15 protein-coding genes and 2 pseudogenes are annotated in these 16,078 nt (G+C 55.1%); 12 read left to right on the top strand and 5 right to left on the bottom strand.

Annotation, left to right across the window (positions count from 1 at the left end; translation table 11 throughout):
* Positions 1-593: 593 nt before the first annotated feature.
* The 10 genes and pseudogenes from allC to DQX05_RS20025 all read left to right on the top strand — a co-directional run.
* Positions 594-1,820: an allantoate deiminase gene (gene allC, locus DQX05_RS20070; RefSeq protein WP_119795277.1), complete on the top strand. Its 1,227-nt coding sequence runs from the start codon at positions 594-596 to the stop codon at positions 1,818-1,820.
* Positions 1,821-1,890: 70 nt separating this feature from the next.
* A complete protein-coding gene (locus DQX05_RS20065; RefSeq protein ID WP_119795271.1) occupies positions 1,891-3,129 on the top strand; it encodes an MFS transporter in 1,239 nt (412 codons plus the stop codon).
* Between the two features lie 23 nt (positions 3,130-3,152).
* The gene (gene allE, locus DQX05_RS20060; RefSeq protein WP_087440822.1) at positions 3,153-3,917 is read left to right on the top strand and encodes a (S)-ureidoglycine aminohydrolase; all 765 of its coding nucleotides are present in this window, start codon (positions 3,153-3,155) and stop codon (positions 3,915-3,917) included.
* Positions 3,918-4,016: 99 nt separating this feature from the next.
* On the top strand, positions 4,017-5,066 hold the full coding sequence (gene allD / locus DQX05_RS20055; protein ID WP_119795276.1) for an ureidoglycolate dehydrogenase: 1,050 nt from the start codon (positions 4,017-4,019) through the stop codon (positions 5,064-5,066).
* Positions 5,067-5,146: 80 nt separating this feature from the next.
* Positions 5,147-6,907 carry an acyl-CoA synthetase FdrA gene (gene fdrA / locus DQX05_RS20050; protein WP_119795270.1) on the top strand — a complete coding sequence of 587 codons (1,761 nt, stop codon included), beginning with the start codon at positions 5,147-5,149 and terminating at the stop codon, positions 6,905-6,907.
* Between the two features lie 102 nt (positions 6,908-7,009).
* Entirely contained in the window at positions 7,010-8,269 is a 1,260-nt protein-coding gene (locus DQX05_RS20045) for a YlbE family protein (RefSeq protein ID WP_119795269.1), read from the top strand.
* A gap of 37 nt (positions 8,270-8,306) precedes the next feature.
* Positions 8,307-9,218 carry an oxamate carbamoyltransferase subunit AllH family protein gene (locus tag DQX05_RS20040; protein ID WP_259392132.1) on the top strand — a complete coding sequence of 304 codons (912 nt, stop codon included), beginning with the start codon at positions 8,307-8,309 and terminating at the stop codon, positions 9,216-9,218.
* Positions 9,200-10,135, top strand: a complete 936-nt coding sequence (gene arcC / locus DQX05_RS20035) for a carbamate kinase (protein ID WP_119795267.1) — start codon at positions 9,200-9,202, stop codon at positions 10,133-10,135. Before DQX05_RS20040 ends, arcC begins: the two co-directional genes overlap by 19 nt.
* 310 nt (positions 10,136-10,445) lie before the next feature.
* Positions 10,446-11,075, top strand: a pseudogene (locus DQX05_RS20030) (extracellular solute-binding protein); the annotation flags it as partial.
* Positions 11,076-11,115: 40 nt separating this feature from the next.
* Positions 11,116-11,507: pseudogene (locus DQX05_RS20025) on the top strand (carbohydrate ABC transporter permease); the annotation flags it as partial.
* Positions 11,508-11,597: 90 nt separating this feature from the next.
* Here the strand turns inward: DQX05_RS20025 and DQX05_RS20020 are convergent.
* Positions 11,598-11,843, bottom strand: a complete 246-nt coding sequence (locus DQX05_RS20020; protein ID WP_006676073.1) for a NifU family protein — start codon at positions 11,841-11,843, stop codon at positions 11,598-11,600.
* A 90-nt stretch (positions 11,844-11,933) separates the two neighbouring features.
* On the opposite strand from DQX05_RS20020, the gene DQX05_RS20015 reads away from it, so the two are divergent.
* A complete protein-coding gene (locus DQX05_RS20015) occupies positions 11,934-12,188 on the top strand; it encodes a YuzB family protein (RefSeq protein WP_119795264.1) in 255 nt (84 codons plus the stop codon).
* A 29-nt stretch (positions 12,189-12,217) separates the two neighbouring features.
* Here DQX05_RS20015 and DQX05_RS20010 read toward each other — a convergent pair whose 3' ends face one another.
* The 3 genes from DQX05_RS20010 to DQX05_RS20000 all read right to left on the bottom strand — a co-directional run bounded on the left by DQX05_RS20010 (position 12,218) and on the right by DQX05_RS20000 (position 14,835).
* Positions 12,218-13,291 (bottom strand): NAD(P)/FAD-dependent oxidoreductase, encoded by a 1,074-nt coding sequence (locus tag DQX05_RS20010; protein WP_119795263.1) that lies wholly within the window; start codon positions 13,289-13,291, stop codon positions 12,218-12,220.
* A 177-nt stretch (positions 13,292-13,468) separates the two neighbouring features.
* Complete coding sequence (gene mqnE / locus DQX05_RS20005) at positions 13,469-14,575, bottom strand: aminofutalosine synthase MqnE (RefSeq protein ID WP_119795262.1); 1,107 nt, start codon at positions 14,573-14,575, stop codon at positions 13,469-13,471.
* Entirely contained in the window at positions 14,572-14,835 is a 264-nt protein-coding gene (locus DQX05_RS20000; RefSeq protein WP_147385212.1) for a hypothetical protein, read from the bottom strand. The genes mqnE and DQX05_RS20000 overlap by 4 nt, the downstream gene beginning before the upstream one ends.
* A gap of 138 nt (positions 14,836-14,973) precedes the next feature.
* Between DQX05_RS20000 and DQX05_RS19995 the strand changes: the two genes are divergently transcribed.
* Complete coding sequence (locus DQX05_RS19995; protein WP_119795260.1) at positions 14,974-15,333, top strand: HesB/IscA family protein; 360 nt, start codon at positions 14,974-14,976, stop codon at positions 15,331-15,333.
* Between the two features lie 271 nt (positions 15,334-15,604).
* Here the strand turns inward: DQX05_RS19995 and DQX05_RS19990 are convergent, their stop codons facing one another.
* On the bottom strand, positions 15,605-16,015 hold the full coding sequence (locus tag DQX05_RS19990) for a DUF2871 domain-containing protein (protein ID WP_119795259.1): 411 nt from the start codon (positions 16,013-16,015) through the stop codon (positions 15,605-15,607).
* Between the last annotated feature and the right edge of the window lie 63 nt (positions 16,016-16,078).

Here is a 16,078-nt window from a genome sequence, read left to right as displayed (position 1 = left end):
GACTGGAACAAAGAGCATAAACAGGGGCTGGACCTGACCCAATGGGAGACTGGAATAAAGAGCATAACCAGGAAGTGGACCTGACCTGATGGGAGAGTGGTGAAAAGAACATAACCAGGAAGTGGACCTGACCCGATGGGAGAGTGGTGCAAGGAGCATAAACAGAAGGTGAACCTGATCCGATGGGAGAGTGGTGCAAAGAGCATAAACAGGAGGTAAATTTGACCCAATAGGTGGCAGATAAGCAATGAACTAAAACTGGGTGGAGGGCACTCTATCTGTGAATTCTGTAAACGATTGGCGGCTTTCGAACCATAGGAAAGCTGCTTTTTTGTTGCCTTTATCCGAAGTGGATAAAAAGGCGGGGTGTTTTTTATCGAGATGCCTCGATGTTATTCGTTTTTGAAGCGTTTACAATCAAGATGCAAGCAAATTAAGACCTTATTCACGCGAGTTCAAAAGGTCACACCTGCAGGTATTTTCAAGTTGATCAGCGGGCGGTTTGAACAGCTAAGGTTGCGCCACGGGTAAGCGGCACGCCGTTTATCCCGCTTGGATAATGCGCAAATCTTACAGAAAGGACAGATATGGTCATGGATAATATCCAAACGGAAACGGTCCGTCTTGTCGAATGGCTGAGCGAGTTCGGTAAAGACCCGGCTGGAGGCGTATCGCGCCTGCTCTATTCCGATGTGTGGACAGCTGCGCAAAAAGCTTTGGAGCAGTACATGCAAGCGGAAGGATTCACTACGTATTACGATGAGGTCGGCAATCTGTTCGGGCGGTTGGAAGGAAGCCAGTTCCCGGATGAAACGATTATGAGCGGATCTCATGTGGACACCGTTCTTAACGGTGGTAAGTATGACGGGCAATACGGCATTCTCGCCGCTTTGCTGGCGATTAAGACTCTGAAGGAAAAGTACGGCCAACCGCTGCGCACGCTGGAGGTGGTCTCGTTCGCGGAAGAAGAGGGCAGCCGCTTCCCGTATACGTTCTGGGGCAGCAAAAATGTCGTGGGTATCGCCAAAAAGGAGGACGTGCAAGACATTGCAGACTTCAAAGGCGTGCGCTTCACGGACGCGATGGAGCAAGCGGGCTTCGGCTTCCGCAAGGAGCCGGTGACACCACGCACCGATATTCAAGCGTTTGTCGAGCTGCATATTGAGCAGGGCAACGTATTGGAGCGCGAAGGCTTGTCCGTTGGCGTCGTTCACAGCATCGTCGGCCAGCGACGCTTCACCGTCGAGATTGCGGGAGAGGCGAATCATGCCGGCACGACGCCGATGGGTTACCGCAAAGATGCGGTTCACGCAGCAGGCCGGATGATTCAGCAAATTCTGGATCTTGCGCAAGCGAAAGGCGACCCGCTCGTGACAACGGTCGGCAAGATCGAAGTAACGCCGAATGTGGTCAACGTCGTGCCGGGCAAGGCGCTGTTCACGCTCGATATCCGCCATACGGACAAAGCGGAGCTGATCCGGTTCACTGATGAAGTGACGGAGCTGATGCAGCGCACCGCTGAAGCAATCGGCGTGGAATTGAAGGTAGATATGTGGATGGATGAGGATCCTGTCCCTATGGATCAACGGATTCTCGACGTACTAGAACGGCAGTGCCGGACAAATAACATTCCGTTCAAGCTGATGCACAGCGGAGCGGGTCACGATTCTCAGATTATGGCGAAATTTGTGCCTACGGCCATGCTTTTCGTTCCAAGCCGCAATGGAATTAGCCACAATCCGGCAGAGTATACGAGTCCGGAGCATCTGGCAGACGGGGTTCGCGCTTTGACCTACGCTCTGCATGAGTTGGCGTATTAAGCATGATAGGCATTAAACAAAGGACAAGCAGGCAGGCACAAATTGATTTGCGCTGAGGAGAGTGAGAATTATGAGTGACGTCAGCCAACAGGGTAAGTGGGAATATTGGAAAAAAGTCATCGTCATGCTTTGTCTCGGATGGACGGTCATCTGGATCTACCGCACCATCTTGAATCCGATTCTTCCCGAAATTCAACAAGATTTAAATGTAACGTCAGATGCAAGCATGGGCCTCATCTTCAGTGTATTTTTCTTCGCTTATACGATGATGCAAATTCCGTCAGGGTTGTTGGCAGATAGGTTTGGGCGGAAGACGATCATTATTCCGGGATTTATTTTGTTCACCTTGGGTGCAATTTTTGTCGGGTTCTCGACCTCACTCATGTTCATCCTGGTCGCGAGCTTCATTACCGGGTTGGGGCAAGGTACTTATTATGGTCCGGCTTATTCCATCTCATCAGAGACGATACCGAAGGAGAAGCGGGGCATTTCCACGGCAATCATTAACAGCGGTTCCGCCATCGGTATGGCCATCGGACTTATTGGATCGAGCTTCCTGGTAAAGGATGCCGGCTGGAATTGGCGGGTGCTGCTCTTTATTACGGCAGGCTTGGCCTTCAGCTTGATGCTGGTTTTTGCCAAAAACATCAAGAAGAACACGCCGCAATCCAAAGCAGCTGTCGGGGGTTCGGACGCCGAGAACCAAGACAGGGCGACATTTAAACGGCTGTTAGCCAATCCGAAGATGGTTGCCTCCTATGTGCTGTATTTTGCGACCTGTTATGGATATTATATGATCGTGACCTGGCTCCCATCGTATTTGCAGGATGAACGGGGCTTCGAAGGGACCGCGATCGGCTTCGCGGCCGCCCTGGTTGCGTTCAGCGCAGTGCCTGGCGCCTTGCTGTTCAGCCGGCTGTCGGACAAGTTCATGCACAAGAAGATTACGTTCATCATCATTTTGGAACTGCTGGCCGCGGTGATGCTGTACTTGACCGTCTCGGTCCAGACGACCACTTTGCTAATCGTCTGCCTTATTTTGTACGGCTTCCTCGGCAAGCTGGCCGTCGAGCCGATCTTAATCTCGTATGTGGCGGATATCGCTCCGAAGCAGGGAGTTGGGTCTACGTTCGGAATTTTCAACTTTTTCGGCATGATGTCATCGGTTGTAGCTCCGTTCGTTACGGGCCTCATTTCCGACGCGACGGGCAGTAAAGTATTGGGCTTCTATCTGGCGACGATCATCATCTTGGTCGGGGCGACCGTGATGCTGCTGGCTAATATGAAGAAGACGCCTCAGACGTCTTAATTAGTAGAAGGAGAGTGTGCAATATGGGTTATCCAAAAGATTTGTTGTCGAGCCGTTCCATCATCAAGCGCGGTAATTTTGCCTTGATACCGCCGGAGGGCTTGGTCAAAAATACGGTGCCCGGCTTTGAGCAATGCGATATCTCGATTCTGGCATCTCCACGGCTTGGCGCCAAATTCGTCGATTATGTCGTGACGATGCACGAGGGCGGGAAGAACGCTCGGGGATTCGGCGAAGCCGGCGTGGAAACGTTCGTGTACTGCATGGAAGGACGGGTGAAGGCCTCTGCGGATGAGCAGTCGTTCTCCCTGCAGGAAGGCGGCTACCTGTATTGCCCTCCGGGCGTGAAGCTGTACTTGGAGAACGAGCAGGCAGAAGATACGCGCTTGTTCTTGTACAAGCAGAAATATCAACCGCTGGAAGGAAGCTCTCTTCCATGGGTCGTATCGGGGAATGTGCATGATCTGGAAGCAGTGGATTACGACGACATGGCGAACGTCAAGCTGAAGGATTTGCTGCCAGCCGACCTTGCCTTCGATATGAATTTTCATATTTTGTCGTTCGAGCCAGGCGGCTGCCATCCGTTCGTAGAGACGCATTATCAGGAGCATGGGGCGATTATGCTGTCCGGCGAAGGTGTATACAATCTGGACAATGAATGGATCCCAATTAAAAAAGGGGACTACCTCTATATGGGGCCTTATGTGCCGCAAGCGACTTATGCCGTAGGGAGAGAGCCGTTCGCCTACTTGTATTCCAAGGATTGCAACCGGGACGCTACTCTATAGGCGAAGCAGGAAATCGAAACCGCATCCCTGCTGCGGGCTGGGGCTTGCTCCGCCCAGCAGCAGGGGGAAGGCGGAATACTTGCCAGAGAGGGAATGGACATGAGAGTAAGCAAACAGAAATTGCATGAGCTAATCCGAACAAAATTATCCCGGGCCGGACTATCGGTCGCGCATGCGGATGTAGTGGCGGAAGTACTCGTTCATGCCGATGTCCGCGGGGTTCACTCGCATGGCGCCATGCGGGTCGAATATTATGCGGAGCGGATTTCCAAAGGCGGCACGAACGTGGATCCCCAATTTGAATTCAAGAAGACGGGGCCATGCTCCGCCGTGTTGGACGGGGATAACGGAGCGGGGCATGTGGCGGCCAAGCAGGCAATGGCAGAGGCCGTCAATATCGCGAAGGAGCATGGGGTCGCGGTCGTCGGGGTACGGCGAATCGGACATAGCGGCTCCCTGTCCTATTATGTGCAGCAAGCGGCGCGGGAAGGGCTGATCGGTATTTCGGTCTGCCAATCCGACCCGATGGTGGTGCCTTTCGGCGGGGCCGAGCCTTATTATGGAACGAACCCGATTGCTTTTGCCGCACCCGGCGAAGGGAACGAGCTCATGACCTTCGATATGGCAACGACTGTCCAGGCTTGGGGAAAAATTTTGCATGCCCGTTCGAAGCATGAGTCGATTCCGGAAACATGGGCTGTCGATGAACGGGGTGTGCCGACGACCGATCCGTTCCAGGTGAATGCGCTGCTTCCGATTGCCGGACCGAAAGGATACGGCTTGATGATGATGGTTGATGTGCTGTCCGGCGTGTTGCTCGGACTGCCGTTCGGGAATCAGGTCAGCTCCATGTATCATGACTTGACCGAAGGCCGGAACCTGGGCCAGCTTCATATCGTGCTGGATCCGTCCTTCTTTACCGATTTGGAGGCGTTCCGGCGCAATATTTCGAAGACGATGGGCGATCTGAACGGCATCAAGCCGGCGCCTGGCTTCGAGCGGGTGCTGTATCCAGGCCAGAATTATGACCTGATTGAACAGGATAATGAAGCGAACGGCATCGAGATTGTGGATGAGGTGTATGACTATCTCGTCTCCGATGTGATTCATAACAATGCGTACGACCATAAAGATCCGTTTGCTAAGTGACTTTTTTCAACGGAGTAGGGGATCCAACCACTCCAGAGGGAAATCGTCGATACCGAACGGACAACCAGAGGTGAACTAGAATGCTGCATACGATCATTAAAAAAAATTCGTATCAAGATTCCGTCAATTTAATGCTTCTCACGAATCATATCTCCGCGCTGGAAGGCGTCAAGCAAGCATCGATCATGATGGGAACGCCAGCCAACAAGGACATTATGAACAATTCCGGCTTATACACGGATGAACTCGAGCAAGCCGGGGCCAATGACATGTGCATCGTCATCGATGCCGAGGAGCAGAGCAATCTGGATGACATTCTCGCTGCGATCGATAGCTTTCTAAGCGACCAATCGGTCAGCTCCGCTTCGTCTTCGCTCGAGAGCGTACGCTCGTGGGAGCGGGCTTTGAAGGAGAACCCGGGCGCCAACCTGGCCATTATCTCGGTACCGGGCCAATACGCTGCAGGGGAAGCCGAGAAAGCGCTCGATTACGGTCTGCATGCGTTCATTTTCAGTGACAATGTGCCTGTGGAGGAAGAACTGAAGCTGAAGCAGAAGGCGCATGAAAAAGGATTGCTCGTCATGGGTCCGGATTGCGGCACGGGAATAATGTCGGGGGTTCCCCTCGCCTTCGCGAACCGCGTCAAGGCAGGCAATATCGGCGTCGTCGGCGCCTCGGGCACAGGCATCCAAGAGGTGACGACGCTCATCGACCGCATGGGCGGCGGGATCAGCCATGCGATCGGTACTGGCGGGCGCGACCTCTCGGAATCGGTCGGAGCGATTACGATGCTGGACGGCATCCGCGGACTGGAGCATAACGACCAGACCGAGGTGATCGTCATCGTGTCCAAGCCACCGGCGAAGGCGGTGCGCGATCAGGTGGTGCGCCAGCTGCAAGGAATGTCGAAGCCGTCGGTTACCCTGTTCCTCGGAGAGAAGCCGTCCGCGCATGAAGGCAATGTCTATCAAGCCTATACTTTGGAAGAAGCAGCTAGAATTGCCGTCGACCTGGCCAAAGGCGCCGCTGTGCAGCCGCTGTACAGCGTGCCGCTCGACGTGCCGAAGATGGATTTGCAGCCGGGGCAGACCTCGATTCAGGGCTTGTATGCCGGCGGTACCCTGGCCGCTGAAGCAGCCATGCTTATCGCGGATGGGCTTCAATTGAAAGATGGACTGATTCATGAAGACGGTTACGTCCTCAAATCGAACGGTCATGCGATTGTCGATTTGGGTGATGACATGTATACGCAGGGCAAGCCGCATCCGATGATCGATCCGGCTACCCGGGTTCAGTATATCGAGAAGGCGGCCCAAGATCCGGCGACAGCGGTCATTCTGTTCGACGTCGTGCTTGGATACGGCAGCCATGATGATATGGCGAGCGTGCTGGCGCCGGTGATCGAAAAGGCGATTGCCAAGGCGAAGGCGGAAGGGCGCAACCTCTACTTTGTGGGTGTCCTGTGCGGCACGCAGCAAGATCCGCAGTCTTACGCGGAGCAGAAGCGCAAGTTCGAAGAAGCGGGCGTGCTGGTGAAGGAGAGCAATAATCAAGCGGTGCGCACCGTCCTGGCGATGATGAACCTCAGCCTGGAGGACACGCCGAAGACGCACCGTCCGGCGGCAACGGCTATGCCGGAAGAGACCTCCGCGTCCGCGCCTGTCGCAGCGCTGCTTGGCGGGAAGCCTTCCGTCATCAATGTGGGGCTGCAGAAGTTCACGCAAGCCATTCTTGCAAGCGGCGCTACGGCAATTCAATATGATTGGCGGCCGGTTGCGGGCGGCAGTGTGAAGATGCAGCGCGTATTGAAGCTATTGAACGAGTACCGGTTTACGAATTAGTATCCGGTGTCGCTTTTCCAGTGGACGATGAATCCACTCCTGTGAACCGCGTCCATGACGAACCATCGACGCCGCAGACGAACAGCTGGGAGGGAATTATAGATGAAATTTAATACTATTGATGAAGCCAATCAGGCGGTGATTGACAAGATTTCCGGCGGCACGCCGTTCCTTGTCGATGCCGTGCCGGCTCACACCGTTATTCCGGAACTGAAAGGCAAGACGCTGCTGCATGCAGGTCCGCCGATCGCCTACCAAGACATGACGGGACCGATGCAAGGCTCATGCGTAGGCGCTGCGTTATTCGAGGGCTGGGCGAAGGATGAAGCTGAGGCCCGCGCTATGCTGGAACGGGGCGACATCCGCTTCATGCCGTGCCACCATGTGAAGGCCGTCGGGCCGATGGGAGGCATCACGTCCGGCAATATGCCAGTATTTGTCGTCAAAAACCGCTCCGAAGGCAATGAAGCGTACTGCATTATGAATGAAGGCATCGGCAAGGTGCTTCGCTTCGGCGCTTATTCGGAAGAGGTCATCACGCGCCTGAGATGGATGCGAGACGTGCTCGGCCCGACGCTGTCCCGCGCGTTGAAGGCGACGAATGAAGGACTTAATCTGAATGTCATGATCGCGAAGGCGATTACGATGGGAGACGAATTCCATCAGCGCAACATCGCTGCTTCGCTTGTCTTTTTGAAGGAAATCAGCCCTTATATCGTTAGTCTTGATATGGATAAGCAAGAGATGCAGAGCGTCATTAAATTTTTGGCGGATACGGATCAGTTCTTCCTTAACATTATGATGGCCGCGTCCAAAGCTGTCATGGACGGTGCGCGCACGATCGAAGCCGGTACGGTGGTTACCGCGATGTGCCGGAACGGACGCGACTTCGGCATCCGCATCAGCGGCATGGGCGACGAATGGTTCACCGCGCCGGTTAATACTCCGCAGGGACTGTTCTTCACTGGCTATTCGCAAGAGGATGCCAACCCGGACATCGGCGACAGCGCGATTACGGAGACGTTCGGGGTCGGGGGGATGGCGATGATTGCCGCTCCGGGCGTAACCCGCTTCGTCGGGGCCGGCGGATTCAACGATGCGTTGGCGACGAGCAACGAGATGATCGAGATCTCGATCGACCAAAATCCGAACTTCACGGTACCAACCTGGAACTTCCGCGGCATTTGCCTCGGCATCGATGCGAGAAAGGTCGTAGAAACCGGAATTACGCCTGTCATTAATACCGGGATCGCCCATAAAGAGCCAGGTGTGGGACAGATCGGCGCCGGCACGGTCCGTCCGCCTGTCGAGTGCTTCGAGAAGGCGCTGGAAGCGTATGCGGCCAAGCTCGGACTTCTGTAACACGCCGCACCATACGCATTGTCTCAAGGGAGAGGAGATGGACACCCAGCTTGGGGCGCTCCTCGCCCAGAGGCCGACGGGCCGCATCCACAGCATCTTCGAGAACGGCATCAACCTGACGATGGGAGACACGTTGATTTTTGTCGGTACGACGAAGAACGGCAGGCTTCCGTTCGGCATCCATATGGGGCAGGACAGTGTCAAAAGGCTGCGCCGCCATGTTCGGCTCGATGACACCGTCGTGGCCGAGGGGGCGGACACGATTCGCTTTCTCCATCCAGGGGGTCCGCTGACGCTTGATCTGGCGCAGGCCGCCCCATTCCAGTATGAGATCCGATCGGATCGGTATCACTGTTTTCGTGATTTATTTCACGTAAACGAATTTTTGAAAACCTGCCTCACCTGGGGCGTGCCGACCGGACTCGATGTGGAATGGGACCGCTTTCTCGCAAATGAATACAGGCCGGATGAACCGCAGTATGCTGTCGTGCGGCAGGCGGAGCAGTTGCTTGGCGGCCTGTTGTCCGGCGGGGTTCAAGCGGTCGAGGCGCCTTTGCGCTATTTTCTTGGACGCGGGCCGGGACTGACGCCGTCGGGAGATGACTTTCTCGTCGGTGTGCTGGCCGTTCATAAGCTAACCGGCGCATTTCATCCCGCATGTGTGGCCGTCTTGCGCCATATGGTGGAAAGAGAAGCCATTACGACGGATGTCAGCAGGGCTTATTTGCTTCATGCGCTGCAAGGCCGCTTCAGCGATAAGGTCACCCGGGTGATGAACGCGATGGTAATGGAAGATATGAAAGAGATAGAAAACGCAGCTCCGCTCAATTCCAATCTTGAGCAGATGCTTGAGACCGGACACAGCTCCGGGATCGATACGGCATTCGGGATCGCCAGTGCCATCATGGCCCTTAGGAGGAATGAAAGAACATGTCAAAACGAGTTGTGATCGCATTTGGTGGAAACGCCATCTTGCAGCCTCATCAAGCGGCAACCTATGAGAACCAGCTTGCCAATGTGCGCAGCAGCAGCAAGAAGATTGCCGATATCGTGGAAGCGGGCTACGAAGTTATTATTACGCACGGCAACGGCCCGCAGGTGGGATTGATTTTGCAGCAAAATGAAGAAGCGAAAGAGGTTGTTCCGCCGTTTCCATTGGACGTGTGCAGCGCGGAGTCTCAGGGCTTCATCGGATATATGCTTGATCAATGCTTGAAAAACGAACTGCGCAAGCGGGGATTGCCGCAGCAGGTCGTCAGTGTGCTCACCCAGACGAGAGTATCACTGGAGGATGAAGCGTTCCTTCATCCAACGAAGCCGATCGGCGTCTTCTACACTGAGGAAGAAGCGAAGCGATTGATGGAGGACAAAGGCTGGAACATGCAAGAAGACGCTGGCCGAGGGTGGAGACGCGTCGTGCCTTCGCCGCAGCCGCAATCGATTGTGGAGGCGGATACGATTATGAAGATCGCCGCAAGCGGGGCCATTGTCATTGGTGCCGGCGGCGGAGGCATTCCGGTCGTGCAAGCCGAGGACGGCACGCTTTCCGGGGTCGAAGCGGTGATTGACAAGGATCGCAGCGGTCTCAAATTGGCTCAGGAAGCGAACGCCGATATTTTTATGATGGTCACCGATGTGAAAAATGTCTATATTCATTACGGCAAGCCCGAGCAGAAGGCGCTGGAGCAGATCAGTACCGAGGAAGCCAAGCAGTATATCCGGGAAGGGCATTTCTCCAGCGGCAGCATGGGGCCGAAGATGGAGGCCGCCGTGGCATTTGCGGAACTTGGCAAGCACGCTATCATCTGCTCGCTTGACGATGCCGCTCTGGCTCTTCAAGGAACAACCGGGACGCATATTTCCTAATATGCAGGCAACCGACAGGCTGCGTAAAGCGGAAAAAGACCGCTTGCGCAGCCTTTTTCTTCGATACAAGCCTTGCATCACCGTTCGTCCTGCTGAATATAGTGGAAGTGGTGGCAGTACAAGTTTTTCCTTACAAGATCTTTACAATCCGATCATCGTCCGTTAATATTACGGCCGTACATTGAATAGGTGCGGCACAAAAAAGGAGGGGAACGTCCCGCGCATGCATACCGATCCGGCTCGCAGGCCGGGAAGGAACGAACTAACAGTCCGGGGGACTGCGCGAAAAGGAGCTTGATTACGCAATGATATGAAATCATGGCTGCGGCCGCTGCTGACCGGCGTGCTCGCTATCAGCCTGACAGCATGCTCCGGCGGAGAAGGAGCAGGAACGACGGTGGATGTGAAGGCGCCGCCTGCCGGCTTGAAGGAGGACACGACGCCGGTAACCATTCAATACTGGCACGCTCATGCCGAAGCCCAGATCGAAGGCTTGAACGCGCAGATCGCGGCGTTCCAGAACAAATATCCGCATGTTACGGTCGAACCCGTCTATCAGGGAGGATATGGGGATCTACATAAAAAACTGCAGGCGGCGGTCGCGGCCAACGACGTGCCAGACGTGACCAACGTGGAGGTCGCTTCGCTTCCGAACTTCGCTAAGGGCGGCGTGTTCGCCGATCTGACGCCATGGATCGAGCGGGACAAGGTCGACCTGGACGATTTCGCCTCTGGAATGCTGAAGACGTATGCCTATCAAGGGAAGCAGTACGGCTTCCCGCTTATCGTCAGCACGAGCATACTCATCTATAACAAGACGCTGCTCGATGAGTTGGGCGTGGATCCGCCGCAGGCATGGGACGAGATCGACGCCTTCAACGCCATGGTCGCCAAGCGGGACAACGGCAAGACCACTCGTTATGCCTTCATGGTGCCGGGCTGGGATACCTGGTATTATGATCCGTGGCTGATCAACGGCGGCGGCCGCATATGGAATCTTCCTGCTCCGGCAAGCGTTCAAATCGGTCAACAACGATGTGCTGGAAGCGGGCGCGGGTGGACGGAGGAGGGCGGCTGACGCTGCTGTACCGGATATTGCTGCCGATGACGATGCCTACCGTCGTGATGGCGGTGCTGCAATTCATTAGCGCCTGGAATTCTTATTTCTGGCCGCTCATCATGACCAATTCGAATGACATGCGCGTGCTTACCGTGGGCATCAGCATGCTGCGCGATTCGATTGCCGGTGATGAAGCGGATGTACTTCCATATCATTATGGCCGCCAGCGTCATGGCGATTGTGCCCATCGTCATTCTGTTCACGTTCATGCAGAAGCATATCGTCTCCGCGATGGCCAACTCCACCTTCAAGTTAAGGATGGCCCCTTCCATCGGCACAAAAAAAGGGATGCCGCCAGCCTCTTCAGGCCGGTGGCATCCCTTGTCCGTTCAGGGAGGGCAATTAGAATACTTGAACGACTTCCGTAATGCCTTCCACTTCTTCTACCAATGCGCGTTCAATACCCGCTTTGAGGGTAATGGTGGAGCTTGGGCAGCTGCCGCATGCGCCCATCAAGCGCAATTTGACAATACCGTCCTCGACGTCGACCAATTCGACATCCCCGCCGTCACGCTGCAGGAACGGACGCAGTTTATCCAGCACTTCCAGCACTTCATCATACGTGCTGTTCTGTGTTTGTTCACTCATCTTTCGCCAACTCCTTTCATCCATGCTCCTTTTATTATATTATAAAGCTATTCGAAATCAAAGGCACTACATGAAAGCGGGGAAATATCTATGCGTCCGATCATTGAGTTATGCGTGAATAACGTGCATCAGGGAACGGACCAGTTGATGAAGCGGCTCTCCGCTCTTCCGGATGTCGATGTGATCGAATACGGCTGCCTCGGCAATTGCGGAGAGTGCTTCCTGTTCCCATTTGCGTATGTGAACGGGGAGATTGTGGCTGTGGAGACTGCGGAGCAATTATATGATTTAATTATGGAGAAAGTTAAGGAAATACAAGCATGGGAGCAGCCGGACGCCGATTGACGCCGCTGCTCCCATGCTTTGTATAAGGGTTATCCGAAATGCTGCTTGGACATCCACAGCACGCCGCTCTTGATGACGCGCGGAACGTAGCCGACCATTGTGCGCTTGCCGAGCAAGCCGAAGCCGGCCTTCTTGCCGAGGGAGCCGAGCACGCCCTTGAGCTTGATTTTGCCCAAATGCGGCGTCTCGTTCTTCCAGATCGCTTTGAAGACGTCGGCAATCTGCTCTCCCTGGGCTCCGGCCGCTTGCGCACTCGGGGAGAACGGCAAGCTGGCGCAGTCGCCGACGACAAAGACGTTCGGATAATCCGGAATCTGATGGTACGCATTCAGCAGGACGCGCCCTTGCGGATCTTTGGGCACCTGAAGCGCCTGGACGACCTCCACCGGTTGTATACCGGCGGTCCATACCGTAGCGTGGGACAGAATCTCCTCTTCCTTGTCTTCCGGGCGGTTATAGATGACGCCCTTGTCCAGGCGGCTGACGTGAACATGCGAGCGGAGCTCCACATCATGCTCCTGGAACCACTCGGATACATAGCGGGACAGCTTCTCCGGGAAGGCGGACAGCACCCGGCCGCCCCGATCCAGTATCCGGATGTTCAGATCGGGACGGCTCTCTCTCAATTCCGCTGCCGTCTCGACCCCGCTTAGTCCGCCCCCGACAATGCTCACCTGCCCGTATGGCTTGACGTCGTTCAAGCGCTGATAGGTCTGTCTCGTGCTGGAGAGCGATTGAATGCTGCAGCCGAACTGCTCCGCGCCGGGGATGCCGTGGAACTTGTCCGTGCAGCCCAGGCCAATCGCCAAATAATCGTATGCCATCACATCATCATGCTCGAAATGAATGAGCCGGTTGTCCAAATCGATGGCTTGGACATTGCCGTAATGAAGCTGAACACGCGGATCGGTCGGAAAGGCCACGCGAATATCGATATCCGGAACCGTCCCGGCCGCCAGCGCGTAGTACTCGGTCTTCAATCCTTGGTATGGCATGCGGTCAATCAATACAAGCTGTACGTCAGAGGGCAGATCGCCCTCTAACAACCGTTGAATAATGGCCAATCCTCCGTAACCGCCACCTAATATGACGTATCGTTTCATCCGTTCGACTTCCCCCTATGATGCCGGAATAATAGATAATGTGCCGTCATCGACAGCGCCTACGTCGTATGGCTCCTCTCCAGAAAACGGGTTGCTCGTGCACTGATGCCTGTCTATTCTATCTATTTATCTCGGTTCCTATTTCCCTAAATAGAAGCTTGGCCTGCAATCCCCAGGCTATTCGTATACCTTCACTTCATTATAAAAGGTGTCGCGCTCTACCGGAATGCGGCCTGCGCCCTTCACGAGCCAGATCAGCTCGTCGCGCGTCAGTCCTTCCGGCGTCAGCGCGCCTGCGGCATGGCTGATCCGCTCCTTGACGAGCGTGCCGTGCACGTCGGAAGCGCCGAAGGTGAGCGCGACCTGGGTCAGCTGCGTGCCGATGTTGATGAAATATGCCTTGATATGCTGAACATTGTCCAGCATGAGACGGCTGATCGCGATCGTCTTCAAGTCCTCGTACGCGGAGTTGCGCCGCTTGATGCTCGCTTTCGGACTCTTCGGCTGCATCGAGAGTGGTATGAATACCTGGAATCCGCTCGTCTCATCCTGCAATTCACGAATCTTCATCATATGGCGCACCCGATCCTCATGCGATTCGATCGCGCCGTAGAGCATCGTGGTGTGCGTCTTCATGCCCAACTGGTGCGCCGTGCGGTGCACCTCCAGATACCGGTCGACGCCGGCCTTCTCCACGCGCATCTTCTTGCGGTATTCATCCGACAGAATCTCTGCGCCGCCCCCCGTCAGCGACTCCAGGCCGGCGTCCATCAGCTGGCGCAGCACTTCTTCCACGCTCAAGCCGCTGATGCGGGTAAAAAAGTCGATTTCGGCAGCTGTATACGCTTTGAGCGTCACTTGCGGGTATTTCTCCTTCAGTACGCGCAAGGAATCGACATAGTATTGGAACGGCACATGCGGGTTATGGCCGCCCACGATGTGGAATTCCCTTACACCCGGATGGATGTGCTGGTCGACATACTCGATCATTTCCTGCCCCGACAGGGTGTACGATCCTTCTTCCCCCTGATTCTTGCGGAAATTGCAGAAGGCGCAGTGCGCTTCGCAGACGTTGGTAAAATAGAGAGACATATTCTCGATGAAATATACTTTCTTTCCGTTCTTGCGTAAATTTGCGAGATTCGCTAATTGACCCAAGGTCAACAAGTCGTCCGTCTCATACAAATATACACCGTCTTCCAGCGTCAAGCGTTCCCCACGCTCGACCTTGTCCACTATTTCGGCCATGCGGGTATCCGCATGACGGGCGATGACCGTTGTCATGCACAGGCCTCCTTCTCGTTCATCTGCTCTTGGCCGTCACTGGCATCCGGCGGCAGGCCTCGCATTCGGCGCTTGCGCAAATGCGAGGCCCGCAGCGGATCCGATAGGCTGGTTACCTTCAGGCATTCGGCACGCGGTCCGCCTTGCCCGGCAGAGCAGTCGTGCGCCAGCTGGTGGGCCGGCGCGATCCATTTCCGAACAAAATAAAAACTCCTCGGCGAAATGTTGATTCCGTCGGAGGATTCAGTGAAACATATCACAGCTTCTGTAGTCACCTTCATTATACTCTTGCCTTCCGGAAGGGGCAATACATGATACGGGATAGCGGGAAACGGGAGATCGTTCTCTTGTAACGATCCGATGGGATGGGTATACTTAATACACAAGGAGGGATTAGAATGATTACAATCAGCGATCAAGCGGTTGAGAAAATAGAGGAAATGATGGCCCAGGAGGAGAATCCGGCATTGTTCCTGCGCATCGGCGTGCATGCCGGCGGCTGCAGCGGCTTCTCTTACGGCATGGGGCTGGACGATCAGGAGAGTGCCGATGACGTGCATATGACGTTCGGCCAGGTGAAGGTCGTCGTCGACAAAGAGAGCATCCCTTTCTTGAACGGACTCGTTATTGACTACAAGGAGTCGGGAATGTCCGGCGGCTTCACGATCGACAACCCGAACGCCACGGCCACCTGCGGCTGCGGCGCGAGCTTCCGCACCGCCCTTGCTCAGGGCAAGGCGGAGAAATGCGACGACTGACGCCGCGTCGTTTTCGTATTGGTAATCACGGCCTCTCTAACGGTGGATGGGGTAAATGACCGTTACGGGAGGTTTTTGTTTGCCGATATACCTGCACAAAAAGAAATAGACCGCCCTCGGAAAAGGTTAACGGTCTCAGCACCGCCTTCCGAGGGTGCGACGCTTGCGCCTAAAGAGGCTTTCGGTACAGACGAAGCAAAAACCTCCAGCTCCCATCAAAAGAGCTGGAGGTTCTTCGCGTCGGGGCGGCTCAGTTTGCGGAAGGGCCGGGCTATTGCCGCGCCGGCTCCTTAAGCGTCTTGCCGAGCAGGACCATGAGCCAGATGATGGCCGCGCCCACAAGCGCATGCCCGAGTCCGGCCATATGGTTCAGGCCGTTCATGTCCCGGCCGAGCACCTGCAGGATGCCGCGCGTCGTCATCGTGCCGATCGTGATCAGCATGCCGGCATTATACACATAGTACCACGCTGTGAAGGAGCGGACCTCGTGCACGCGGAACAGGCGCGCCAGGATGAGAAGCACGAGGAAGAAAAGGAAGCCGAGCACGAGCAGGTGGGTATGGAGCGGCTTCAGCATCGTATAGTCCGTAAAGCCGTTCAACTTGGTGAACTCTCTGAAAAAAACACCCGCTAATAGTCCAAGCACAGCATAAATAAATGATGTCACATACAGCTTTTTCATGTTGCATTACCTCTCTCCAATTCATGATGGGGGACCTGTTTGCTGCCCGGCATCCAATAGCCG

The sequence above is a fragment of the Paenibacillus thiaminolyticus genome (assembly GCF_003591545.1).
GTDB classification, from domain to species: domain Bacteria; phylum Bacillota; class Bacilli; order Paenibacillales; family Paenibacillaceae; genus Paenibacillus_B; species Paenibacillus_B thiaminolyticus_A.
This window is presented reverse-complemented; position numbering and strand designations above follow the sequence as displayed.

Excerpts from the sequence above, each read along its gene's own strand:
- allE (WP_087440822.1), top strand. The coding sequence starts at position 3,153 with ATGGGTTATCCAAAAGATTTGTTGTCGAGCCGTTCCATCATCAAGCGC.
- fdrA (WP_119795270.1), top strand. The coding sequence starts at position 5,147 with ATGCTGCATACGATCATTAAAAAAAATTCGTATCAAGATTCCGTCAAT.
- arcC (WP_119795267.1), top strand. The coding sequence starts at position 9,200 with ATGTCAAAACGAGTTGTGATCGCATTTGGTGGAAACGCCATCTTGCAG.
- DQX05_RS20045 (WP_119795269.1), top strand. The coding sequence starts at position 7,010 with ATGAAATTTAATACTATTGATGAAGCCAATCAGGCGGTGATTGACAAG.
- DQX05_RS20065 (WP_119795271.1), top strand. The coding sequence starts at position 1,891 with ATGAGTGACGTCAGCCAACAGGGTAAGTGGGAATATTGGAAAAAAGTC.
- allC (WP_119795277.1), top strand. The coding sequence starts at position 594 with ATGGATAATATCCAAACGGAAACGGTCCGTCTTGTCGAATGGCTGAGC.
- DQX05_RS19990 (WP_119795259.1), bottom strand. The coding sequence starts at position 16,015 with ATGAAAAAGCTGTATGTGACATCATTTATTTATGCTGTGCTTGGACTA.
- DQX05_RS20015 (WP_119795264.1), top strand. The coding sequence starts at position 11,934 with ATGCGTCCGATCATTGAGTTATGCGTGAATAACGTGCATCAGGGAACG.
- DQX05_RS20040 (WP_259392132.1), top strand. The coding sequence starts at position 8,307 with ATGGACACCCAGCTTGGGGCGCTCCTCGCCCAGAGGCCGACGGGCCGC.
- DQX05_RS19995 (WP_119795260.1), top strand. The coding sequence starts at position 14,974 with ATGATTACAATCAGCGATCAAGCGGTTGAGAAAATAGAGGAAATGATG.
- mqnE (WP_119795262.1), bottom strand. The coding sequence starts at position 14,575 with ATGACAACGGTCATCGCCCGTCATGCGGATACCCGCATGGCCGAAATA.
- DQX05_RS20010 (WP_119795263.1), bottom strand. The coding sequence starts at position 13,291 with ATGAAACGATACGTCATATTAGGTGGCGGTTACGGAGGATTGGCCATT.
- allD (WP_119795276.1), top strand. The coding sequence starts at position 4,017 with ATGAGAGTAAGCAAACAGAAATTGCATGAGCTAATCCGAACAAAATTA.
- DQX05_RS20020 (WP_006676073.1), bottom strand. The coding sequence starts at position 11,843 with ATGAGTGAACAAACACAGAACAGCACGTATGATGAAGTGCTGGAAGTG.